The sequence below is a fragment of the Actinoplanes palleronii genome (assembly GCF_016862315.1).
GTDB lineage: Bacteria > Actinomycetota > Actinomycetes > Mycobacteriales > Micromonosporaceae > Actinoplanes > Actinoplanes palleronii.
Genome location: NZ_BOMS01000018.1, coordinates 80793 through 101263, shown reverse-complemented (window position 1 = coordinate 101263; position 20471 = coordinate 80793). Strand labels below are relative to the sequence as shown.

Sequence of the window (20471 nt, the reverse complement as noted above, 5' to 3'; positions counted from 1 at the left end):
CTACGCGATCACTGGAACGACGAACGGCTGAATGAGCGCCTCGACGTCGGGGTCGGTCCGGCTAACCCGGATCACGCCCCAGTCGGCCGACCCGATGACACCGTTCGGGGAGTCCTTGCGCCGGTAGAACCGGGCCGCGAGGAGCGTGGCGGCCTGAACGATCTGGTCCGGGACGCTCGGGAAGCCCCACCGGGCGGTCACCTGCACCCGGCCGTAGGCAGGCAGCCAGCCGGCCGAGGCGCGGATCTCGGTCAGCGGCCGGCCGTAGACGAGCGCGTTGTCGGGGCCGGCCTCCCAGCCTGTGGCGGTGACGTACGAACCGGTGGTGCCGGTGGCGACGGCCAGGCCGGTCAGGGCGGCGATGTCGTCGACGTAGATCACCTGGTCGGTGCCGACGCATGCGGACCTGCCGCTAACCAGGAACGTGCGGGCGGTCGCTGCGGTGTCGGCGTAGAACCGGCGGCCGGTCCGCCCGTCGATCCATCGGGATGCGGCGCTGATCGCCTGCTGGATCAGGTCATCGCGGTCGTCGGCCGTGGTCTTGCCCATGGCCGCTTTGACCGTGGTGACGTCGGTGTACGCCAGCGGGCCTGGGTTGCCGACGGTGAACGCGAACGGGGTCACGGAGACGACCGCGCCGCTTGTCGACCAGACGCCCGCCCAGGTGCCGGTGACATCCGGGATCGGGGTCGCCCGGTAGATGCCGGTCGACGGGCTGGTGACCGTCGGAGCGGGGAAGGTGGTGCCGTCCGGGCGGGTCAGTCCGAGCGTGACAGTGGCGCTGGTCAGCGCCTGGTCGACGTTGCGTACCTCGTGTTCGAGCGGCACTCCGTCGCCGAGGTCGTACGTGGCCATTCTCAGCCTCCTCGGCTCTGGGTTCGCAGGGTGCGGTCGTAGCCGGTGGTGGCCAGTACCAGGCGGTGACTGGTCGTGCGGATCGCAGGTCCGGGCGCGCTGGATCCGCCGCCCGGGGACGGATTCACGCCGGCGACGAGGGTCGCAGTGACCGCGATTGCTGCCGTCGGCAGAGCGGCTCGGCCCGCACCGGCCGACAACGCCGCGGACACGGGGAGCGCGGCGGCCGGTGACGTCACGCGGGTGCCTGCCGTAGTGAGCGAGGCGGTGACGGTGAGCGCGGCTGCCGCGGTAGCCGGGGCGGCTCCGACCGTGGCGCCCGCAGTCAGCGTGACTGTCGCGGTGAGGGCCGCGGCCGGGAGTGCCTGCCGGGCGGTGCCCGCCGTCAGGGTCGCCGTCGTCGCCAGCGCTGCGATGGGTAGGGCGGTCCGGCTGGCACCGGCGGCCAGCGTCGCCGTGGCGGACAGTGCCGCAGCGGGAAGGGCGGTACGAGCTGCGCCGGCCGACACGGTGGCGGTGACCGCAAGCGCAGCGTCCGCGGTGACCGTGGCGGGGCCGCCAGTGCTGTATTCGACGTCGACGAAGTAGCTCGCGGACCCGAACGTGGCGTTGGGGTAGTCGAGGGCCGAGTCGATCCGGAACGTCCCCTGCGAGATCACAACCGAGCCGACTGTGGCTCCGTTGACCGGGGCGGTGATGCTGCCGTTGGTCAGCCCGGAAGCAAAGAACCCGGATGTCGCAACGTACCGGCCGGCGCCGCTGAACAAGCCGGCCCGGTACGCCACTCCTGCGGTGACGGCTACTGGGGTGTCGAAGGTAATGGTGTTCCAGGCGCCACCGGTCGGGGTGACGCCGAGCGTCTTGGACGCCTTCAGCGTGCCCCCACCGGGGTCGCTGGAGTCAACCGTCCACAGCGCCCCGACGTACGTGCCACTTACGGTCGCGGTGGCATAGAACCGAATCCCGGTGACCGTGCCATCGGCGGCGAACACCACGGTCGTCGCCGTGGTGATACCAGGTGCACCGTCGGAGTTGTCGGCGCTGGCCGGGGTCTGGCTGGTGAAGAGGTTCGCCACGGCGACCCTCCCGTCAGGCCGCTTGCGGTGCCAGCGAGAACGTCCAGGACGTCACGGTGATCGTGTCGCCGGTGTTGACGGTCCGGCTCACCGTGAACTGAGTGCTGAAGTAGAACGTGCCCGCACTCGACGCCGACCAGCAGGAAGCGTCGGTGACGACCTCACCGTTCGTGCCGGCCCACGACGTCCACGACGGTTGCGTCGACAGCGACATCGACCCGGCCGAGGCCGCGCCGAACCCCATCGCCTGCCGGGTGGTGGTCGAGCTGACCGCGGTGGTGCCGGATGCGCCCGGGTCACCCGTGTGCAACTGGGCGAACAGGGTGGCCGGGGCGGTGAAGGTGACGCCGTTCCCGCCGCCGCGCATCGTGTTCAACCACGCGTTTGCGAGGTTGGTGCTGGACAGGCCACGGGTCGCCAGCATCAGGGCCGCCAGCAGCCACAGGATCCGCAGTCTCACTGGCTGGCTCCGATCAGATGGTCGAGCAGGTCGGTGCCGCGCAGGTCCTCGCCGCCAGCGGTCCGGCGGTTGCAGTCACCGGTCGGGCATCCGGCCTCGCGGCAGCAGTCGAGGTGCCGGTCGGTGGTGCCGGTGTCGAGCAGCTCGGTCAGCAGCCGCTCGACCTGGTCTGCTGGCGCTGTTTGCGTCACCCGCAGCACGATGGCGGGCTCGGGCTTCGGGAAGACGCCCAGGTCGCCACCCAGCAACGAGTGCCGGGGGTGGTCGTCGATGCCGCCGCAGAGGTCGCAGACGCGTAGCGCGCGGCCGCCGCCGATGTTCGTGGTCACAGCCCCTCCAGGGGGTCGGGTGTGGCGCCGGTGCCCGGCCTCGCGCAGCCGGGCACCCGCACGATCACTTACTGGTGGACGGCCTCGCCGACGTGCTCGGCTTCGCCGCCTCGGACGGCTTCTCGTCGTCCGCGAGGATCGCGTCGACCTTGCTCGCCGGAATCTCGGCACCGTCGTCGGTGATGACCGGCGCACCTGCCGACACCTGGGCGCTGCGCGCCGCGTCAATCTCCTTACGAAGTTCGGCGTCGGAGAGATCGAGGACCGACTGCGGGGCCTGCGGGTCGCGCTTCGCTGACTCCAGCGCCCGCACCTTCGCCGCCTCGGCCGGGTCGACGCTCTCGGAAATGCCGAGGTCGGCGCCCTCCAGCCAGTCGGCCAGCACGTTGTACCCGTCGAGCGGGGTGGCTTCGTGCTGGATCCGCCAGGCCTTGACCTTCTCGCTGCGGGCCGCGGCGAGGGTGATACCGCGGGCGACGGCCGCCCGGCGGATCTGCTCGACGTAGTTGTCGCGGGTCGACTGCGGCACGAGCATGGCGACCTGGGCCGCCGAGTCGATCTGGTTCGACGACATGGGAGCCGCCCTTTCTGTCGGAACGGGATGGGACCGGGCCGGCCGAACGGGGGTACGGCCGGCCCGGAGTCGAATCAGAACGTCGGCGCGACCTGGCCGAACGTCGAAGCGCTGTTGCCGCCGACGAGGCCGAACGCCTGCGGGTACCGGCCAGCGGTGAACGCGGCGTAGTTGAAGAGCACCAGCTTGATCGTCAGCTGGTTCGCCAGGGTCTGCTCGAAGCGCATCTGGCGCGGGGTGCCGCCGTTGTCCTCCCAGAGGATCGCCTTGTCGGCGTCCATCAGGAAGACCAGGTCCTCGGGGCCGGTGCCGACCGCGGTGGGCACGTTCGCGTCGATGACGACCGGCAGGCCGTGGAACACGCCGACGAAGATCGGCGGGTTCGCGTAGCCGTCGAACGACGTGCCGCCCGGCGCCTGGTTGATCGCCATCGCGTTCATCGCGCCGTTCATGGCGGGCAGCGCCAGCGGCCGGTTCTGCGAATCGACCTGGCTCAGCAGCCAGTACCAGCGGCGCGGGTGCATGACCCAGTGCGACGGCACGATGTCGGTGCCCGCGCTCGCGATGGTCGCGACCATGCCGGCGGTCTTGGTGAAGAACGTGACCGCGGTAACCGCCGCGGTGTACGCAGTGGCCTGGTTGATCGAGCCGGTGTTCTGGATGCCGAGCATCTGCCCGGACGCACCGGATCCGGCGAGGACCTGGCGGTCCTCCTCCGCGTAGTACGCGCCGGCGAGGTCCCGGTAGACGATCCCGTCCAGGCCCGGAATGCCTCGTTCCAGCGACTGCCGCGAGACGTCCTGCTGACCGCCGATCGTGACGACCGGGACGGACAGGTCGGCCCACACTTCGTCGGTGTTCGACAGCGCCGAGTTCTGGGTGGCCTGCGACGCGGCAGACGCGCCGGTGGTGCCGCGCGGCACGGACAGGGTCATGCCCTGTGACGGCAGGGGCAGGTTGCGCACGATGTTCGCCGTCGGCCGGCCGACGCGCTGCAGTAGCGCGTACTCGTCGATCAGGTACTGCGGCACGACCAGCGATGCGTACGACGCGGTGGTCGTGGCGCGCTGGTGGGCGCCCTCGCCCTCGACGGACATCTCCTGCATGTGCCGGCCGAGGCGCTCCTGGGCGGCGTGGTCGTTGTAGGTCTGCGCGCGGAAGGCGTCGGAGAAGAACCCGGCCTCGCCGTTGTTGGCCTTGCGCCGGTCGTAGGTGCGCTCCTCGCGGGTGACGCGGGCGCCACCGACACCGCGGGCCTCGGGCACCTCGGTGGTGCCGGCCGCGACGCGGGCCGTGCGGGCACCGGCCTGCCGGGCCTCGACGGCCTCTTCCTCGCGGACCTGGGCGATCAGCTCCTCCTCCTGCTTGCGCAGCTGGACGAGGGCGGAACGGATCTGGGAGGCCTCGTCAGTCAGCTCGTTGGTGAGCTGGTCGCCGGGCATGGACAGGATTTCGGTACCGCGAGAGCGCTTGGTGGTGATCTGCGAACGCAGCTCTTCCAGGCGCTGGCGGAGGAGTTCCAGCGGCGTCATGCCGGTGGTCCTTTCGGTTCAGCGGGATGGGGAGAGCCACTGCGATCCGCATCGGGTGGTGGCCTGGGTGGTGGCGCGCAAGGCGCTCCGGCGCAGGCTCCGGCGCAACTCGGGGTGCGGTGGCGGGTTGGCCGTCAGGCCAAGTCGATGGCGACGCGTAGCGCATCCAGCGCGCCGGCGTCGATGCGCGGCGCGAGGCGCCGCTGGGCGCGGGCGACGAGCTCGCGCAGTTCGTCGTCCTGCAGCTCGTCGAGGTCGGCGCCGCGGAGCTTCACGGTGGTCGCCGGGTTCGCCGGGTAGGTAACCACGGAGACGTCGAAGAGCTTCACCTCGCGGATGAACCGCTCGGTGTAGTCCTCGTTCCATTCCTGCCGGGTGGCGGAGAACGCGAACGACATCTCGGTGAGGTCGCCGCGTTCCATAGCCACCGCGACGTCGTTGACCAACGACGACCGGCGGTCCAGCTCGGCGACGACGTGCAGGCCCTGGCCGTCCTCGGACAGCGTCATCGTGCCCGAGCTGGTCCGCGCGAGCGGCAGCCCGTCGTGGTTGAGCAGGAGCCGGACGTCGTCCTTCTCGGCGAGGGTCTTCTTGAACGCGCCGGGCTCGATGGTCTCGTCGTACTCGCCGAGCCAGTCACGCACCGAGTACGGGCTGCCGGTGATCGACGCGTACCCGTCGAGGGCGGTCGCGCCAGCGTCGCCGGCGCGCAGCTGCGCACGCACGGTGAAGGACCGGGTGAACCGGGCCCGGCGGTCGAGGTGGCTCACTTCTCGGCTCCCGTCTGCGACTCGGCGCCGCTGGTGCTGGTGCTGGTGCTGGGTTTCTGCACGACGTACGGCTTGTCGCCCCAAGCGACCGGCGGCCGGTCCTCAAGGGCGAGCTGAACGTTCGGGGTGTCCATGCCGATGCGGCTCCGGATCTCGTAGATGCGGTGCCGGTCGAGGGGGTTCATCCGCAGCAGCGAGTCGCGGCTGAGCTTCGCGTAGTGCGGCTTCGGCAGGCAGCGCGACAGCACGCGTTCGATCGGCGTGAGGTAGGCGTCGAGGCTGTACTTGAGCAGCTTCACGTCGGAGTCCACGGCGTTCGCGTACGTGTACGTCCCGCCGGTCTCGTAGCCGAGGGCCTCGGCAAAACCCGGGCCGAAAATCCGCGCGCACTCCGCGGAGCTGTAGCCCTGGGCGTCGAGGAACTGTGACTCGTTCGGCTTGACCTGGATCTGCTCGTAGGTGATCCCGTCGGGCAGCAGCACCGGTTCGCGGGACTCGGCGGCGATCCGGAACTTGCTCTTGACCACGTCGGCCTGCGGCTGGGTCAGCGGTGACGGCGACTTGAGCAGCGCGGTCGGGTGCCCGCCGGAGCCGAAGAAATCGGAGCCGAACTTCTCGGCGGCGATGCCGGCGCCGATCGCGGCCGCGTGCTGCTCGATCGGTGACAGCCCCAGCACTTGACCGGGCACGGGAAACAGCCGGACGTGGATCACGCGCCGGCCCGGGATCCGCGGCCCACCAGCCGGACGCCACCACAGCTCACCGGTCGTCGGATCCGGGTCCGGAACGATCAGGTCGGGGTGCATCACCTCGATCGTCTCCGGCCGGCCGAAGCCGTCCATGGTGAGCACGTGCACCATCAGGTTGCCGCGAGCCGCGAGCGACCACAGCGCCTGGGCGACCCAGTCGTCAATGCCGCGGCCGGTGCCGTCCGGGTCGTCGAGGATCCGCGGCGTCGCCAGTTCCTGGGTCTCACCACCGGTGCCCTTGAAGGCGTGGATCGGCATGGTCCGGCCGGTGTTCGTGATCAGTCGGATCGTCGACCCGACGGCGACCTTTCTGGCCGCTGAGTCCGGGTTGACCGGGGTGCCGCCGATGTTGGCGTACCGGCTCGTCAGAGCGGCGACCAGCGGATCCAGCTGGGCGGCGCGTTGCTGGCCGAAGCCCAGCCAGCCGGCCATGCGCGTCCATGCGGACACGAGCGCCTCCTCAGAAAACGGCATCCCACGGGTTTGTGGTGGTCATGAGCTTTGCGGCGTACGTCTCCCACGCCCACAACACGTTGGTGACGCCCTTCAGCGGGCTGACTTCGACGGCGCCCTTGTCGTCCCAGGTCGTGCCGCCCGAGCCGATCGGCCGGGTCTGCGCGCCGGCCACCGCGGTTTCCAACGGTGCGTCGCGCAGATGCGCGAGGTTCTGGTCGACAAGCGCGTCGATGAACAGTCCGTACGCGGCGGCCACGTCGTTCGCCCACGGCGCCACGACCTCGCCGCGCTTCGGCTTCTCGCGGTCCTCCGCCTCGACCAGGCCGGCCTGCTCCAGCGCGGCCGCCCACAGCGACGCGTTCGGGCCCTTGTCCTCGATCGCCCATAGCAGTGGATCCCAGCGTTCGCGCAGCTCCCGGATCTTCTTCACGACCCACTCGGTGCCGCGGTCGTACGCCACGATTGCCAGCTGGAACCGGCCGTCGTCCTGCACGCCCACCGCGGCGATCGTCGTGAAGCTGCGGTCCCTGGCGACGTTGATCGCGAACATCACCTGGTCCGGCCGGCCGTTCGCCTCCGCGGTGGTGGCCAGCCCGGCCCACAGGGCCAGCGGGATCACACCGCTGTCCGCGACGACCCGCTTCGGCCAGATCCCGAGGCGCTCGCGGGCGAAGTCCGTCGGGGTCTTGCGGAGCGCTCGCCATTCCTTCTCGACACCTGCGGTCGTCAGCGCGGAGGCCCCGCCGGCACGCACCACATCGAGCGATGGGTTCGTGGCCTTCCACAGCGCCCGGTCGTCGAGGTCGATGCCGGACAGGTTTTCCAGGTCACCGGCGAGACCCCAGTCGCGGTACGACAGCGACGGGTCCTGCGTCCAGGCGCCGTCGGAGAGATCACGCGGAGCGGTCGGGTCGCCGCGGAGCCGCAGGTCGAACATGACGTCGCCCGAGATGCCGTCCAGCGGCGGTGACGAGGTGTAGACGATCTGCGGATTCTTCCGGGCGCCCATCGTGAACAGCAGCGCCGACTGCTGCACGTAGGTGTACGCGAACGTCTCGTCGATGATGTTCAGGTCGCCGGAGAAGCCACGGCCGGAGCCCTTCGACCGGGCGATGAACTTCAGCCGGCGCGGCGTCTCCAGCGTGACCCACTCGCCGCCGGCGTTGCGCTCCTTGAGGATCTCGAAGCCCTCGTCAGAGTTCGTGTTCGAGATCTTGACGAGGCAGCCGTCGACCTCCAGCAGGTTCTCGTTGTTGCCGACCTGCACGCCGATGCGGCGCAGCAGCGTCAGGCAGCGCCGGAACGCTTCGAGGGCTGTCTTCACCTCGTGCGCCGACCACATGATCAGCGCTTCGCCGAACACGAACAGTCCGGCCAGCGCCCGGATCTCCAGGATCGAGCCCTTGCCGTTCTGGCGCGAAACCCACTCGCAGCACTCGAAGTGCGCCCACCGGCCGGTGGCGTCGACCGCGCAGATCCGGTCGAGGGCGTCGTCCTGCCAGTTGTCCGGGATCAGGCCGCAGCGTGCCGCCCAGTCGATCGCCTCACCGGCACGGCTCAAGCCGTATGGGGCGTGCGTCTCGACACGGGGCCTCGGCCGGCTCTCGACGAGATCATGCCGGGGGCAGCACTGGCCCATCAGTGACCTCCCGTGACCGGCCCGATGCTCTCCGGGGGGATAAATGGGAGGGGTGGCGTGGGGTCTCCCGAATGTCCGTTTTCTAAAAAACGTCCGGCTCGGGTGATCACCACTCGTGAGCAGGCACGAAGGCTTTCACTGCATCGACACTCTTCGTTCCACGTTCCTGATTGCAGCAGCGCGGCTTGCCTTCACGCTTCGGGCACTCAGGGCATGGGCTGTTGCTCCCATGGGCAGGCCGCATGTCCTGGTAGCTGATGGGCTGATCAGGTGCGATGGCCAGTGGTGTGAGGTGGTCTGCCTCGCGTGCACCACCGTGCCCACAGATGTGGCACGTGTACCCGTAGGTGGCGTGCATGCGGGCCTTGGCTGTGCGCCAGGGCCTGCCTCTACGGTGCTGGCTGGGGCTGGGCATCGAACCGCATGGGCGCCAGGGCGCGACGACGGATGTGGATCCGCGGGATGTCGCCCGTGGCTAGGTCCACGCGCCTGGGTTCCGCGAAGTACTCCACGATGAACTCGTTCGTGCTGTCGTCGTGGGCGGCCCAGGCATCCGTCGGTACGCGTTTCGGGTCGTAGCCGTTCGCGTCGAGCCAGGCGCAGATCCGTTCGCGCGAGGTGTGGTCGTGGCCGTCGAGGTGCGTCCAGCTGATCACGGGCACCTCCGGGTACGACGAAGGCCCCGCCGTAGCGAGGCCTTGCGTGGGTGGCTGGTGGCTACTGCTGCTGGCGCACGAACAGCGGCGTTGCTTCGGGCCGGCCTTCGCGGTCCATGTTGACGGCCCAGGTGTGGAGCTGCCATCCGGCCTGGGTAATGGCCTGGAGCATGAGGGCCCAGTCGCGGATGTTGCCGGAGAATCCGCCGCTCTTGGTGGCCGGCATGTTCAGCACCGGGGTGAAGTACCAGTCGCCGGCGCGGTAGGCGCTCGCGGCGTCTTGGCCGAGCGTGTTCGCCTTGGTCTGCTGGGCGATGCCGCCGTTCCCGAGGTTGTTCGCGGCCTTGGCCTTGTCCCATTCGTCACGGAGTCCCATGGCTGGTCAGCGTAGGTGGCGTCCACAAGCGACGGCGTCACCCGTGTGGGTGGTGATCGATGGATGATCGACTCCGGAAACGACGAAGCCCCGACTGGCGGGCGTGGCCTGGGCAGGAGTCGAACCTGCGACCTCCAGCCCTTCGCCCGGACCATGCAGCGCGCGCTCGGGTCCGGGTCTGGCTGACGCTCTACCGTCTGAGCTACCGAGCCTGGATACGACGAAGCCCCGCTGGCGGGCGGGGCGTCGGTCGCGGTCTGGGCGGACTGGATCCGCTGGCTTGGGAGTATCACAAGCCTTGACGGGCGCTGTCAAGCATGGTCATCTCCGCGGCCTGTTCGGCTGCTCGCCGTAGCCGCTTCGCCTCGTTCTCGGCCCGGCGTTTCGCCATGAGCGCGGCCAGGTCGAGGACGTCGCCGAGTAGGTACCGCGGCCGTCCGAGCAGGTCGCGGTCGTGTTCGTGGATTAGCCCACGCGCGGCCCACATCCGGATCGTGTGCGCCTTGACCTTGTAGGCGTGCTCGATCTCGCTGGCCCGGTATGTCCGGTCGCGGGTCTGGGCGTCGAGCCAGGCGCGCCGCTCGTCCTGGTCGACCGTGGTGCCACAGGTCCGGCAGGTGCCGAGCCGGGCGCCGCGGTAGCCGTAGACGTCGCCCTCGCACGGCGCGCCGTCCATGTAGGTCGGCTCGGTGTCGCTGTACGTGGTGGTTTCGACCTGCGTCGACTCGCCACACGGCCCGAGGTAGGCCTGGGCGGTCGGCCCGTTGACGATCCCGCGCATCCGGGCGGCGCTGTCGGCGATCTCCGCGAATGCCGTCACGGCGTACGGTCCGCCTTGATCGTCAAGGGCATGCCGAAGCCACCTCATTTGATCACTGAGCCACGAAGCGGCCTTGGCGAGGGGATCGGTGACCCCCGGCCCGCCATGAAGCGCAGAGGGGCTCTGAAGGCCTCGTGTCTCGGCGATCTCGCGCGCCAGGGTCGTCAGCGTGTTCTGGATCGCATCGAGCGCGTCGGTGGCCCCGTCGTTGAGCGGCGGCCGCGAGCCGGGCTTCCCGCCTCCGCCGCCGGCGCCGCGCCGGACGAGGCCGGCGGCGACGGCCCGGGCGTCGGGCGCCAGGTCGACGATGAGCGCTAGCTGGCTGACGGCCCGGGCGATCGAGGTATCGCAGACGTAGCCCTCCTCGGCGGTCCGGGGCAGGCAGCCGCCGCAGTGCTCGTCGACGCAGCCGGGCAGGTGCTGGTCGCGCAGGCGGCAGCCGGTGATCACGCAGAGCTGGGTCACGCGGCCCTCCGGTCGGCAGCGAGCAGCCCGGCGCGGACGGCCCGGACGTACGCCTGGTCGATCGCGGCCCGGGTCATGTGCAGCCGCCCGGCGATCTGGCTGCGAGTCAGGCCGGTGGAGCGCAGGAGCTCGTACTCGGCGGCGAAGTCGGTCGCGGCGAAGCGGGGGCGGGTTTGCACCTCGGGGGTGGGGATCAGGGCGACGGCGTAGCCGAGTCCGGCGGCGTGGTCGACGAGCGCGCCGACGGTCATGCCGCTGCTGGCCTCGCGCTTGGCGATTGCGCTCTTGCAGGCGTGCACGAGCGGGGCGAGCTGGCGGAGGCTGAGTTTCGCTTCGGCACGTAGGCCGCGCAGGATCGATCCGATGTCACGGCTCTTGGTCAGCAGGATCATGACGCCTCCCGGGTGCGGAGCTGGATGACGGGCGCGATGTGCCCGTCGGGAAGCGGTGCCGCTGCGGCCGAGCGGTTCGCGGCGACGCGGCAGAGGGCGCACACGGGCCGGCCGTCGGCGCGGAGCCCGCCGGGCAGTCCGTGATCGCATCGTTCTGGCCGAGGAGAGGAATCGGGTTTCGCCGGCGGGCCGCTCGCACGCGAGGTGGTGACGGTTGCAGAAACGTCTTCTCCGGAGTGGTGGGTAGTACTTGTGTCTAGGTCCTGGTGGGTGGCATGCCCCTGTAGGGCATGCGCTGTGTGTCCTTCTAGGGCAGGTGACCCCCCGAATTTGTGTCCTTCCTGGGCACACACGCCAGCCGGTTGCGTGTCCTTCTGGGGCATGCGCTCGCCCTCACCCGACGCATGCTCTACAGGGGCATGCGTCGGGGCGTCGTCCGTGTGTCCTTCCGGGGCATGCGCTCGCGACCCGTCGGGACCGTCCGGCTGGGGCCCGGCGGGCTTGCGCAGGCGGCGTTTCGCGGCGCTCAGCTTCTCGATCTCGACCGCCTGTTCGGTCGGCGACCACACCTCGATGTCGTCGCGGTGGAGCAGGTCCACGGGCAGCGTCAGGCGGTACTCGTCGGCCTTCGCGCCCTTGCCGGCCCGGACGAGCCCGAGCAGGCCGAGGTGGCGCAGATGGGCGACGATCGACCCGACGGCGCGGTACTCCATCTCCAGGTCGAGGGCGAGGCGGGCGATGCCGGGCCGCACACGGGTGCCGTTGCCGTCGGCGAAGTTCGCCATCCGGTACGCGACCAGCTTGATCCGTGCGCCGGCGATGCCTTTCCCGCCGATCTTCACCGTGCCGAAGCGGATGCGGGCGAGGATTTCCGTCCATTCGCGGACGGTCGCCGGCATCCGGTCGGGTGGGGATTCGGTGGTCACTCAGTGGATCCCGTCTTCAGCTGTTCTTTGTCTTCTTCGCTGGTCGCGGCCCATACGCGACCAGCTCGTGCCCGGCGCTGCAGGCGGCCGGGTAGGCGTCGCGGACCCCGACCACGTACGGCTCGCCGGGCACGAGCGGCGCCCGGCAGTGACACCGGCCGACGTGCTGGTGTGCGCCGCGGTGGTAGGTCCAGGCCTCGGCGACGATCGCGCCCTGGGCGTCCTTGAGCCGGGACCAGATGCCGGCCTTCTGCGGCACCACGATCAGCGGTTCCTGGCTCACGGCTTCCACCCCGCGTCCATCGCCCGCTTGACCCAGACGTTGCGGCTCTGCTGGGCCAACCGGATCGCGCCGCGGAGCTTGGCCATCTCGACCGCGTGGACCTCGTCGACCATGGCCAGGACGGCGTCCAGCCCGGCGGCGATGTCGCCGTCGTCGAGGTAGATGTCGCCCGCCGCGACGAAGGTGTTGACCATCTCGCTGGTCACCTGGGGGCCGATGCGTCCAGCGGCTCGGAAGCGGGCCCGCATCCGCATGGCGATGGTGGCCTTGTCCGGAGCGATGTAGCCGTGCCAGCCGACGCCAGGGCGCCAGATCTGGACGTGCTCTCGCTTCGGCATGCCGCACGACGCGCAGCCCTCGGCCGTGATCACCGGTCACCGCCGATCGGCAGCGCCTGCCGGACCTGCCCGGCGTCGATCCGGCGCCGCTTGCAGGTCGGCCCGAGCAGCACGGTCCCGTCGCCCTCGGGGACGGCTTCGAGGTTGCGGCCGGTCCGCCCGCAGTCCGCGCACCGGGTTGGGGCCGGGGCAGGCTGCGGGCGGTTGCGGTCGATGAGGGCGAGCAGGGTTTTCGCCTCGTCCGGGCTGATCGAGACCTGTGCCCAGGCGGGCAGGGTGGTGCACCGCCTGAGCTTGTCGACCAGGTAGCTGCTCACACGATCACCCGGTCCTTCAGGTCGTGGTTTCCGTCGTGGCCGAACGGCAGCGAGCAGAGCCGCACCTTGAAGCCCCATTCGACGTAGGGGCAGCGCGGTAGTTCGCGCTCGACGATGGCCAGCACGGCGGCCAGGCGATCGTTCAGGCAGTCGTCGCGCCCGCAGCCGATCTCCCCGCACCAGTCGTCGCGGTCGGCCCGGAACGCGGCACGCATCTCCTCGGTCACCTCGATCATCGGGCACCGTCCCGTTGCATCCGAGCACCCGTCTCGCGGCAGCTCTCGAACACGCACATCGCCTGGCAGCCGCGGGACCGTGGCGACCAGGGCGTGGTGCGTGTCGTGTTGCGGATCGCCCAGAGCGCCAGGTCGACGGAGCACTGGCTGGGCAGCCGGTTGAGCAGCTGGGCGATCCGCATTCGCCAGCGAAGCCGGGCCCTCACCGGATCGTCCAGGTGCGCATGTCCCGGATCGGGCCGTCGGCGGGCAGCTGGCGGCGCAGGCTCCGGAGCGCCCGGCCGCGCGTCCAGCCGGTGCCGCAGCGGCGCCGGTAGTTGCCGGGCGGGAACTCGTACGGCTCGGCCAGGTAGCCGTTGAAGCTGTTCTTGACCGCGCCCCAGTTGCCCTCGTGGCCCCAGGAGCAGAGACGGCGGGCCCGCGCGATGAGCCGCCGGAGCGCCCAGGGGATGCCGTGGCGGTGGCGCAGGCGGAGTGCGCGGCGGAGCATGAGTAGGTCGGCAAGCAGGCCGACCGGGTAGACGTCGACGATCACCAGAGCCTCACCAGCGCGTTGATGGTCAGCAGAGAGGCGGCGACCGCCGCCGCCCCGAGCACGCGCTCACAGAGCACGGCCGGGACGGCGACGGTCACGATCAGGACGATCCGGCTAGCCATCGGAGCCCTCAGGCGCGGCGGCAGGCCTGCCGAACCGAGCGGCCAGTTCCTCGTCGGTGAGCTGCCGGTTCGCCTCGCTGTAGAAGTCGTAGGTGGCGAGGTGCTGGGTGGCGACGTGCGCCTCCGGTCGCACGATGGCGGTCAGCGGGTCCTTGAGGATGCCGATCGCCAGATCAACCCACTGATCCCACTGGCCCTCGGCGTTGCTGTTGCCGTTGCGCGGGCTCGACGACACGAACCAGTCGCCCATCCACGGGGCCCAGTCCAGGGCGCACCGCTTGCCCGCCCGGACGGCCTGGATCTCGTCGAACAGCTCGGCGGCACGCCGGATGTTGGCCGGGACTTCGCCGCTCACTCGGCACCGCCGGAGAACGATGCCGCCGGGACGCCGCCCGCCTTGGCTTCCTCGCGCTCGGCCAGGATCTCCTCGGCCGAGGCCTCCGGCACCTCGCACTCACCGTCCGGGCCGAGCCGGATCGGCAGCGCCTCCTGGCCCTCGATCTCGGGCCGGGCCGTCACCCCGCCGTCCTCGTCGAAGTCGAACGTGCCCTTCGCTGCCGAGAACAACGTCTCCTCGACCGACGCCAGGCCGGCTCGCTTGCGCAGCTCGTCCAGCAGCGCCCGGATCTGCTGGCCCGCACCGTGCGGGTCCGAACCGTCGGACTCGAAGCCCGGCTCGATCGCCTTGATCGCGACGGCCATCTTCTTGCCCTTCTGGTTCTCGCCGTTCGCGTGCCACTCGACGATGGCGACCACCGGAACCTGCGTGATGCGGTGCTCGTCCATGAACTCGGCGACCCGTTCCAGACCGTTGTCCGGCCGGTGTTTTTCGCTGAACGTGCCGCTGATGTTGACCGTCATGGTCATGAGTGGGACTCCTCGATGAAGGTGATTCGGACGCGCACCGGTGTCAGTGCGCCGCACCAGTGCTGGTGGTTCTCCCGGTACCTGCTTCCGCAGGTCAGGCATAGGTGCTGCGTGATCTCGGCGTAGAGCCGCTCAACCGGCGCTTCGGTCGCGGTGATCCCGTCGTCCTGCAGATCCCGGGCGTACTGCTCCGCCTGGTCGAGCAGGACGCCGAGCCGTTCGACCTCGGCCTGTAGCGCGGTCCGTTCGGCGTTGCGCTCCCGGATCACCCGGGCGCGGATCTCTTCGTGCTTGTCGAGGCGGGCGATGGTCTCCCGGGCCTCGGTCAGCAGCCGGGTCAGCCGCTCGACCTCGTCACGAGCCCGCGCCCACTGATCGGCCGCGCCGTCCCGCTCGGCGGTGAGCTTGCGCGCCGTCTCGGCCGACGACTTCATCCAGGCGTCGCGCTCCCGCTCCACCTCGGCGAACCGCTCGCGCAGCTCGTCGCGCTCGACGACCAGGGCCTTGCCCTCGCCGAGGACCTCGCCGTAATCGGCGTCCAGCGCGGCGAGGTCCCGCTTGACCTCGGCCAGCTCGGCCCTGAGGCGGTCGGCGGGCGAGACGACCGGAGGCGGCTCGCTGAACACCTGGCCCAGGAACGCGTCGGCCGCCGCCTCCAGGAACTCCGCCCGGCTGCGAGCCGCCTCGAACCGGGCGCAGTCGCAGTCCAGCGCCCGGCACCCGCCCCGGCCCAACTTGTGCTGCGACATCGGGTGGTCGCAGTCGCACATCGGGCTCACCGGGGCGCTCACTTCTTCGCCATCCCCACGGCCAGCAGCACCGCGACGACGACCGCCAGGGCGACCATCCACGGGTTGTCCATCACGACCGCCCCGGCACGACGGGCGGCTCCGGAGCGGCCGGCGGCCGGATGCACAGCGCCGACTGCAGGTCCCACACCAGGTCGAGCAGCTGCAGGTCCCGGTCGCCGCTCTCCAGTCGCAGCTGTTCCTGCAGCGCCGTGTGGATCAGCCGGCCCGCCGCGGCGATCCGCGACTGGAGGATCTCGGCGCGCCGGGCATCCGCCGACGGCTCGTGCGGCGGCGTCTGCATGATCAGCCGGACCTGCTCCGCGCGTTGTCCCGCCTCGAACATCACGCCACCACCTGCGCCAGGTCCGGCCAGGTGACGGACCTGATCGCGCGCTGCCGGTTCTGCGGGGCGTCGGCGAGCGGCTGGCCGTACGCCGCGGCGCCGAGGGTCAGCAGCGAGACCGCGTCGGCCTGGTTGTCGTCGCGCGGGTTGATGTTCAGCAGGTGGCCGTACGTCGCGAGAACGCCTTTGATCACCTTGTCCTTCGTGACCTTGTTCTCGCCGCTGGTCGCGCCGGATCCGGTCGCCCAGACCTTCACCGTGGACGGAGCGACCTCCGCGTACGGGATCTGGCGCCGGTAGAGCCATTGCTTGATCACGCCGTGCAGGGCGTGCAGCGGGTAGTCCGAGCCGCCGATCCGGGAGAACGTCCCCTCGATGATGACCAGGTCCGGGCGGTCGCCGCCCAGGAGCACGCCGCCGGTACCGAAGCCGCAGGACTGCCGGACGTGCGCCTCGATCTCGTCGATCTGGACGTGGAGCGGCCGGCCCTCGGTGTTCGCCACCGTGTAGACAGCGAGGCGCTCGGCGCCCTTGGGGCTGTGGGTGGAGGCGATGGCGGTGGCCCGCATCGACAGGTCGAGGGCGACGAGGCGCAGCGGGCGGATCACCGGGCACCGCCCAGCGGCACGGTCACGGACATCACGTCGGCTGCGACCAGGTGCGCCAGGTCGACACCGAGCGCGTCGGCCAGGGCGACGGCCTCGCCGAGCGTCGGCACCCGTGGCGACGTGCCCTTGGCGGAGGCCTCGATCCGGTAGACGGCGTGCTCCGGCAGGCCTGCCCGCTCGGCGAGCGCCCGGCCGGTCAGGGCCTTGGCCCGGCGCAGCAGCCGGAGCCGCTCGGCGAACCGCTGGTGGGTGGTGGCCACGGCGCTCACTGGCCGGCCTCCGACCGGCGCTCGGCCACGACCCGGATGTACAGGTCGCTCAGGGCCTCCTCGTCGCCGACCTCGTTGACGACCAGCGCGCCGGCCACCCGGTGCTCGCGAAGCTCGCTGGAGATCTGCCGCAGCCTGCCGATCGACGTCCGAGGGTTGACGATCTCGTCCCGGTACTCGGCCGGGGTCGGCCCGGGCCGCTCGCCGCGCTCGTGGCCCCGGTCGACGTCCGGATCCTGCGTCGGGATCTGCAGCGAGGTCAGCAGCAGCACGCGCTGGGCGACGCTGATCGCCTTGGCCGTGCCCTTGTCGCTGGTGTCGGTGGCCTGCCCGGCGGACTCCAGCGGCGGCAGCATGTCGCCAGCCGGGCCGATGACCGTCCACTGCACCTTGACCGTGACGTCCTGCATCACCTTGTTGTTCGTGGTCCGGGACTCCCGGTGCTCCAGCTCCAGGATTCGGGTCGGGAGCATCAGCACGCCGTGGCGGCGCAGGGCCGGGCCGACAGCGTTGACGACCCGGTCGACTCCGCGGAACGCGTACCGGCCGCCAGTGTCGTTGCGCTGGTCGCCCTTGCCGATCGACTGGACGTCGGCCATCACCCGGGCGAAGGCGACGTGCACCGGCACCTTCTCGGCGTCCGTGATCGCGCCGGTGTAGGTGATGTCCTCCAGCGGCTCGGACGTGATGCCCTGTCGCTCCGGCCCGGCGCTCGGGCCGGTCTCGCCGGCCGCCACGGCGGTGGCCCGCTCGCGCAGGTTCACTTGGTACCTCCAGGGGTCTGCCGGAACGCCGAAGCGATCCGGATCTGCTGGTGCGTCTTCTCGGTCACGACGGCCTCGTACGCCTCCGGCCAACGGGCCTTGAGCACGTCGAAGTCGCAGGTCCGCTTGGTGACGTCGCCGTACTCGTAGGCCAGCTCGTCGGCGAACTTGACCGTCCGGGCGCCGGCCGCGAGCCGCCGCAGGGTGGCCGAGGACTCCTTGAGCGCCTTGTCGGCCGCGCTCTTCGCCGCGGACCGCTCGGCGTACTCGATGACCTCGCCGATCTCGGTCAGGTCCAGCTCGCCGACCCGGTCGACGTGCATGAGCGAGTCCATGTCGATCAGCGCCTGGGCCTTGCTCAGGTCCCAGTCCGGCTCGACCTCGGCCAGCAGGTGCTCGTCGCGGAACCGGCGGGCCGCGCCGACGACGTACGCCTCCAGGGCCTCGTCGCGCTCGACGACGGCCATCTTCATCTCGTTGCCGCCGAGCAGCACCGCGACGTGGATGTGGTCGTAGCCGGTGACCGCGAGCTGCCATGTCACCTGGGCGAGCACGTCGTCCGGGATGTCGGAGCGCCACCGGTGCGCCTTGAACGCCGACCGGCACTTCACCTCAAGGGCGCACCGGGTCTTCACGCTGCGGTCCATCGGGCATTCCAGGACCTGCCGGTCCAGGGTCGCCATCCGCCACGGCTCGTCGACGTGCGCGATCAGGCCGACGCGCTGCACCACGGACCGCTGGCGCCGGGCCCATTCCCGGGCCACGGGTTCCTCGAGGAGGTTGCCCCACAGTGCGGCTTCGCCGGCATCGTCGACGAGCTCGCCGCGCTTGTCGCGGTAGACGTGCACCGCAGTGTTGCGGTCGGCGACCCCGAGGATCGCGGCGACGTCGGAGGACCCGATCCCGGCGCGCCGGGCGGCCAGCCAGGTGTCGCGGTCGGCGTCGGCGGCCAGGACGCGGACGGCGGTCGGCGTGACCCGGCGGGCGGTCGGCGCGGTCACCGGGTCACCACCGGCAGGCAGAGGCCGGACCGCACGTGCTCCGGGGTGTCGGTGCCGAGCCACGCGCAGCGGCACAGGTCGCCGGTGGCCTGGGCGCTGGGCGCCTGCACTTCCGACTCGCCGCCGTGCTGCGCGATGGCCCCGGCCACGATGTCCCGCAGCCACTGCGGCGGCCGGCTGTCGTTGGTCGCCTCGATCTGGCCGTCCTTGATCGACCAGACCGCCTCGGTGCCCCAGCCGGCCGGGCCGACCTTGTGCCCGAACACCCGGACCTGCCACCAGCCCAGGTCGGAACGGTGGGCGACGGTCACGACCTCGGGCCGGAACTTGTTGCGCTTCTTGTCGCGCAGGACGAGCTGCCGGTTGACGTCGTAGACGTACTTGGTGGTGACGTGCCGCAGGTTCATGCGACACCTGCCCAGCGCACCGGCGCGTCCGTGTCGGCGCAGACCAGGCGCAGCGTCCGCACCTCCTGCTCAGTCGTCAACGCGAGCGCCGGCCACAGCACCACCTGGCGGTCCGGGCCGTCGACGCGGACCGTCACCGGCACGCCCTCCAGGTCGAGCTGCCGGGTGATCGCGTTGGCCTCGGCCGCGGTCAGCGGGTGCTGGACGGGCCGGTCGTCGCGGCAGCACCCGGCGACGCACACGCAGCGGACCTCGGCGTGGATCCGCTGGCGTAGCGCGGCCCGCTCGGTGAGCGCGGTGCCGGCCGCGATGACCGGCCCGGTCATGCCGTCGCGGATCACCCACGTCCAGTGGCCGAAGCGGACCCGGCGCGGCATCGGTGTGTGCAGGAAGTCGAGGTAGTAGATCGGCGGGCGCTTCACGACGCGCTCCCGGCGTTCGGCGGGACGTCGTCGTAGACGCAGCCAGGCAGGTGGAAACCCGCGAAGCACTGCGGCTGACAGGCGGGAATGGGCGACCAGTGCTCGCCCGGGCATCCGGCCTGGCACGCGTCCGTGCAGGCGTCGGTGCCGCGCTCCCAGCCGGACTCCCCGTGCCGTCGCGGGCGCGGTCCGAAGATCTCGGCGACCAGGCGGCCGAGATCCTGGCGGTCGTTCTCCGCGTCGAACAGCCAACCATCGACCGGGTCGGCCTGGGCGACCGTGATGCCGAGGACCTTGTAGGCGGCGTTCTCGACGGTCATGCCGGTCAGCTCGTCAGGCCCGGCAACGACCTCGGAATCGTCGGAGATGCCACCGGACAGGCGGACCGCCCAGCCCGCGAAGCACGCCGCGGTGCCGCAGTCCCAGGTGCTCTGGTTCCAGGTCTCCGGGTGCGCGTCGATCTGGTCGAGCACGCGGTACGCCAACGTGGCGTTCGGGATCAGCTTGGTCACGACGCACCGCCCTCGGCGAGCAGCGCGTCGATGTCGGACTGGCGGAACCGGGCGTGGCCACCCGGCGTGCGGACGTAGCCGATCCGGCCCTGCTGCGCCCACCGGGTGACGGTCTTCGGGTCCACCCGGAAGATCCGGCCGACCTCGCCGGGCGTGAGGAGCTTGTCGCGGTTCGGGGTCGGCTCGGTCATCGCAGACCGCCCGGCCACGTCGCAGCGACCAGCAGGCCGGCCGACCGCGTCCACCGGCGCTGGCCCCGGTAGAACCACGGGCGCGTCGGCTCGGGCAGCGGGTCGGGCTCGACCGGCCGGGCCGCGAGGAAGATCCGCGCGGTCTGGTCCGGCCGGGTCCGGGGAGCGGCCAGGTAGTCGATCAGGGGGACCTCGCCGGACGGGCCGACGAAAGCGAAGCTGGTGCGGTTGGAGGAGTCGGAGGGTCCGGCGATCTGGCCGGTGTCGAACAGGCTGAGCGTCATGCTGCGTCTCCTGCGAAGTGCGAAGCCAAGGTGCGAAGCAGGTGGAGGTGGGGCCCGGCCCGGGGCTTGCAGGGGAGCCGCCCCGGGCCGGGCGCCGGACCGGCCA

General features: G+C 71.0%; 32 protein-coding genes, 1 tRNA gene and 1 pseudogene. All 34 read right to left on the bottom strand.

The features are described from left to right. Nucleotides 1–855, bottom strand: coding sequence for a head-tail connector protein (locus Apa02nite_RS07500; RefSeq protein ID WP_203824397.1), 855 nt, complete (start codon nucleotides 853–855; stop codon nucleotides 1–3). 2 nt (nucleotides 856–857) lie between these two features. Beyond that, entirely contained in the window at nucleotides 858–1931 is a 1074-nt protein-coding gene (locus tag Apa02nite_RS07495; RefSeq protein WP_203824396.1) for a DUF4082 domain-containing protein, read from the bottom strand. A gap of 13 nt (nucleotides 1932–1944) precedes the next feature. After that, a complete protein-coding gene (locus Apa02nite_RS07490; RefSeq protein WP_203824395.1) occupies nucleotides 1945–2391 on the bottom strand; it encodes a phage tail fiber protein in 447 nt (148 codons plus the stop codon). After that, complete coding sequence (locus tag Apa02nite_RS07485; RefSeq protein ID WP_203824394.1) at nucleotides 2388–2720, bottom strand: hypothetical protein; 333 nt, start codon at nucleotides 2718–2720, stop codon at nucleotides 2388–2390. Before Apa02nite_RS07485 ends, Apa02nite_RS07490 begins: the two co-directional genes overlap by 4 nt. A gap of 64 nt (nucleotides 2721–2784) precedes the next feature. Then, the gene (locus Apa02nite_RS07480; protein WP_203824393.1) at nucleotides 2785–3294 is read right to left on the bottom strand and encodes a hypothetical protein; all 510 of its coding nucleotides are present in this window, start codon (nucleotides 3292–3294) and stop codon (nucleotides 2785–2787) included. A gap of 74 nt (nucleotides 3295–3368) precedes the next feature. Further along, complete coding sequence (locus Apa02nite_RS07475) at nucleotides 3369–4826, bottom strand: phage major capsid protein (RefSeq protein ID WP_203824392.1); 1458 nt, start codon at nucleotides 4824–4826, stop codon at nucleotides 3369–3371. 134 nt (nucleotides 4827–4960) lie between these two features. Continuing rightward, a complete protein-coding gene (locus Apa02nite_RS07470) occupies nucleotides 4961–5596 on the bottom strand; it encodes an HK97 family phage prohead protease (RefSeq protein WP_203824391.1) in 636 nt (211 codons plus the stop codon). Next, entirely contained in the window at nucleotides 5593–6795 is a 1203-nt protein-coding gene (locus Apa02nite_RS07465) for a phage portal protein (protein WP_203824390.1), read from the bottom strand. The genes Apa02nite_RS07470 and Apa02nite_RS07465 overlap by 4 nt, the downstream gene beginning before the upstream one ends. Before the next feature lie 10 nt (nucleotides 6796–6805). After that, entirely contained in the window at nucleotides 6806–8362 is a 1557-nt protein-coding gene (locus Apa02nite_RS07460; RefSeq protein WP_239164174.1) for a terminase large subunit domain-containing protein, read from the bottom strand. 467 nt (nucleotides 8363–8829) lie between these two features. Continuing rightward, nucleotides 8830–9096 (bottom strand): hypothetical protein, encoded by a 267-nt coding sequence (locus Apa02nite_RS07450; protein WP_203824388.1) that lies wholly within the window; start codon nucleotides 9094–9096, stop codon nucleotides 8830–8832. A 61-nt stretch (nucleotides 9097–9157) separates the two neighbouring features. Continuing rightward, nucleotides 9158–9472, bottom strand: a complete 315-nt coding sequence (locus tag Apa02nite_RS07445) for a hypothetical protein (protein ID WP_203824387.1) — start codon at nucleotides 9470–9472, stop codon at nucleotides 9158–9160. Nucleotides 9473–9576: 104 nt separating this feature from the next. Beyond that, nucleotides 9577–9684 (bottom strand) — tRNA-OTHER (locus Apa02nite_RS07440). 77 nt (nucleotides 9685–9761) lie between these two features. Further along, a complete protein-coding gene (locus tag Apa02nite_RS07435) occupies nucleotides 9762–10757 on the bottom strand; it encodes a hypothetical protein (RefSeq protein ID WP_203824386.1) in 996 nt (331 codons plus the stop codon). Continuing rightward, nucleotides 10754–11149, bottom strand: coding sequence for a hypothetical protein (locus tag Apa02nite_RS07430; RefSeq protein ID WP_203824385.1), 396 nt, complete (start codon nucleotides 11147–11149; stop codon nucleotides 10754–10756). The genes Apa02nite_RS07435 and Apa02nite_RS07430 overlap by 4 nt, the downstream gene beginning before the upstream one ends. Next, nucleotides 11146–12075, bottom strand: coding sequence for a hypothetical protein (locus Apa02nite_RS07425; RefSeq protein ID WP_203824384.1), 930 nt, complete (start codon nucleotides 12073–12075; stop codon nucleotides 11146–11148). The genes Apa02nite_RS07430 and Apa02nite_RS07425 overlap by 4 nt, the downstream gene beginning before the upstream one ends. A gap of 16 nt (nucleotides 12076–12091) precedes the next feature. Beyond that, entirely contained in the window at nucleotides 12092–12358 is a 267-nt protein-coding gene (locus Apa02nite_RS07420; RefSeq protein WP_203824383.1) for a hypothetical protein, read from the bottom strand. After that, a complete protein-coding gene (locus Apa02nite_RS07415; RefSeq protein WP_203824382.1) occupies nucleotides 12355–12696 on the bottom strand; it encodes a hypothetical protein in 342 nt (113 codons plus the stop codon). The genes Apa02nite_RS07420 and Apa02nite_RS07415 overlap by 4 nt, the downstream gene beginning before the upstream one ends. A gap of 29 nt (nucleotides 12697–12725) precedes the next feature. Next, nucleotides 12726–13013: a hypothetical protein gene (locus tag Apa02nite_RS07410; RefSeq protein ID WP_203824381.1), complete on the bottom strand. Its 288-nt coding sequence runs from the start codon at nucleotides 13011–13013 to the stop codon at nucleotides 12726–12728. Then, a complete protein-coding gene (locus Apa02nite_RS07405) occupies nucleotides 13010–13249 on the bottom strand; it encodes a hypothetical protein (RefSeq protein WP_203824380.1) in 240 nt (79 codons plus the stop codon). The genes Apa02nite_RS07410 and Apa02nite_RS07405 overlap by 4 nt, the downstream gene beginning before the upstream one ends. 202 nt (nucleotides 13250–13451) lie before the next feature. Then, nucleotides 13452–13784, bottom strand: a complete 333-nt coding sequence (locus Apa02nite_RS07400; protein ID WP_203824379.1) for a hypothetical protein — start codon at nucleotides 13782–13784, stop codon at nucleotides 13452–13454. Continuing rightward, nucleotides 13781–13906 (bottom strand): hypothetical protein, encoded by a 126-nt coding sequence (locus Apa02nite_RS51865; RefSeq protein WP_275412439.1) that lies wholly within the window; start codon nucleotides 13904–13906, stop codon nucleotides 13781–13783. The genes Apa02nite_RS07400 and Apa02nite_RS51865 overlap by 4 nt, the downstream gene beginning before the upstream one ends. After that, nucleotides 13899–14261, bottom strand: a complete 363-nt coding sequence (locus Apa02nite_RS07395) for a hypothetical protein (RefSeq protein ID WP_203824378.1) — start codon at nucleotides 14259–14261, stop codon at nucleotides 13899–13901. Before Apa02nite_RS07395 ends, Apa02nite_RS51865 begins: the two co-directional genes overlap by 8 nt. Further along, nucleotides 14258–14773 (bottom strand): hypothetical protein, encoded by a 516-nt coding sequence (locus tag Apa02nite_RS07390; protein WP_203824377.1) that lies wholly within the window; start codon nucleotides 14771–14773, stop codon nucleotides 14258–14260. Before Apa02nite_RS07390 ends, Apa02nite_RS07395 begins: the two co-directional genes overlap by 4 nt. Then, the gene (locus Apa02nite_RS07385; protein ID WP_203824376.1) at nucleotides 14770–15552 is read right to left on the bottom strand and encodes a hypothetical protein; all 783 of its coding nucleotides are present in this window, start codon (nucleotides 15550–15552) and stop codon (nucleotides 14770–14772) included. The genes Apa02nite_RS07390 and Apa02nite_RS07385 overlap by 4 nt, the downstream gene beginning before the upstream one ends. Before the next feature lie 82 nt (nucleotides 15553–15634). Beyond that, entirely contained in the window at nucleotides 15635–15910 is a 276-nt protein-coding gene (locus Apa02nite_RS07380) for a hypothetical protein (RefSeq protein ID WP_203824375.1), read from the bottom strand. Continuing rightward, complete coding sequence (locus Apa02nite_RS07375) at nucleotides 15907–16515, bottom strand: hypothetical protein (protein ID WP_203824374.1); 609 nt, start codon at nucleotides 16513–16515, stop codon at nucleotides 15907–15909. Before Apa02nite_RS07375 ends, Apa02nite_RS07380 begins: the two co-directional genes overlap by 4 nt. Beyond that, the gene (locus Apa02nite_RS07370) at nucleotides 16512–16784 is read right to left on the bottom strand and encodes a helix-turn-helix domain-containing protein (RefSeq protein WP_203824373.1); all 273 of its coding nucleotides are present in this window, start codon (nucleotides 16782–16784) and stop codon (nucleotides 16512–16514) included. Before Apa02nite_RS07370 ends, Apa02nite_RS07375 begins: the two co-directional genes overlap by 4 nt. Continuing rightward, nucleotides 16781–17548: an ERF family protein gene (locus Apa02nite_RS07365; protein WP_203824372.1), complete on the bottom strand. Its 768-nt coding sequence runs from the start codon at nucleotides 17546–17548 to the stop codon at nucleotides 16781–16783. The genes Apa02nite_RS07370 and Apa02nite_RS07365 overlap by 4 nt, the downstream gene beginning before the upstream one ends. Next, complete coding sequence (locus Apa02nite_RS07360) at nucleotides 17545–18549, bottom strand: YqaJ viral recombinase family nuclease (protein WP_203824371.1); 1005 nt, start codon at nucleotides 18547–18549, stop codon at nucleotides 17545–17547. Before Apa02nite_RS07360 ends, Apa02nite_RS07365 begins: the two co-directional genes overlap by 4 nt. Then, nucleotides 18546–18956, bottom strand: coding sequence for a hypothetical protein (locus tag Apa02nite_RS07355; RefSeq protein ID WP_203824370.1), 411 nt, complete (start codon nucleotides 18954–18956; stop codon nucleotides 18546–18548). The genes Apa02nite_RS07360 and Apa02nite_RS07355 overlap by 4 nt, the downstream gene beginning before the upstream one ends. Beyond that, a complete protein-coding gene (locus tag Apa02nite_RS07350; protein WP_203824369.1) occupies nucleotides 18953–19378 on the bottom strand; it encodes an RNA-dependent RNA polymerase family protein in 426 nt (141 codons plus the stop codon). The genes Apa02nite_RS07355 and Apa02nite_RS07350 overlap by 4 nt, the downstream gene beginning before the upstream one ends. Beyond that, a complete protein-coding gene (locus tag Apa02nite_RS07345; protein ID WP_203824368.1) occupies nucleotides 19375–19890 on the bottom strand; it encodes a hypothetical protein in 516 nt (171 codons plus the stop codon). The genes Apa02nite_RS07350 and Apa02nite_RS07345 overlap by 4 nt, the downstream gene beginning before the upstream one ends. Nucleotides 19891–19895: 5 nt before the next feature. After that, nucleotides 19896–20081, bottom strand: a pseudogene (locus Apa02nite_RS07340) (BldC family transcriptional regulator); the annotation flags it as partial. After that, nucleotides 20078–20365, bottom strand: coding sequence for a hypothetical protein (locus Apa02nite_RS07335; protein WP_203824366.1), 288 nt, complete (start codon nucleotides 20363–20365; stop codon nucleotides 20078–20080). The pseudogene Apa02nite_RS07340 and the gene Apa02nite_RS07335, both read right to left, overlap by 4 nt. Nucleotides 20366–20471: the final 106 nt, after the last annotated feature.

Bases quoted from the DNA above. Each gene is read 5' to 3' on its own strand.
- Apa02nite_RS07500 (WP_203824397.1), bottom strand. From the start codon at position 855: ATGGCCACGTACGACCTCGGCGACGGAGTGCCGCTCGAACACGAGGTA.
- Apa02nite_RS07480 (WP_203824393.1), bottom strand. From the start codon at position 3,294: ATGTCGTCGAACCAGATCGACTCGGCGGCCCAGGTCGCCATGCTCGTG.
- Apa02nite_RS07475 (WP_203824392.1), bottom strand. From the start codon at position 4,826: ATGACGCCGCTGGAACTCCTCCGCCAGCGCCTGGAAGAGCTGCGTTCG.
- Apa02nite_RS07445 (WP_203824387.1), bottom strand. From the start codon at position 9,472: ATGGGACTCCGTGACGAATGGGACAAGGCCAAGGCCGCGAACAACCTC.
- Apa02nite_RS07430 (WP_203824385.1), bottom strand. From the start codon at position 11,149: ATGATCCTGCTGACCAAGAGCCGTGACATCGGATCGATCCTGCGCGGC.
- Apa02nite_RS07415 (WP_203824382.1), bottom strand. From the start codon at position 12,696: ATGCCGAAGCGAGAGCACGTCCAGATCTGGCGCCCTGGCGTCGGCTGG.
- Apa02nite_RS07405 (WP_203824380.1), bottom strand. From the start codon at position 13,249: ATGATCGAGGTGACCGAGGAGATGCGTGCCGCGTTCCGGGCCGACCGC.
- Apa02nite_RS51865 (WP_275412439.1), bottom strand. From the start codon at position 13,906: ATGGCTAGCCGGATCGTCCTGATCGTGACCGTCGCCGTCCCGGCCGTG.
- Apa02nite_RS07390 (WP_203824377.1), bottom strand. From the start codon at position 14,773: ATGACCATGACGGTCAACATCAGCGGCACGTTCAGCGAAAAACACCGG.
- Apa02nite_RS07355 (WP_203824370.1), bottom strand. From the start codon at position 18,956: ATGAACCTGCGGCACGTCACCACCAAGTACGTCTACGACGTCAACCGG.
- Apa02nite_RS07335 (WP_203824366.1), bottom strand. From the start codon at position 20,365: ATGACGCTCAGCCTGTTCGACACCGGCCAGATCGCCGGACCCTCCGAC.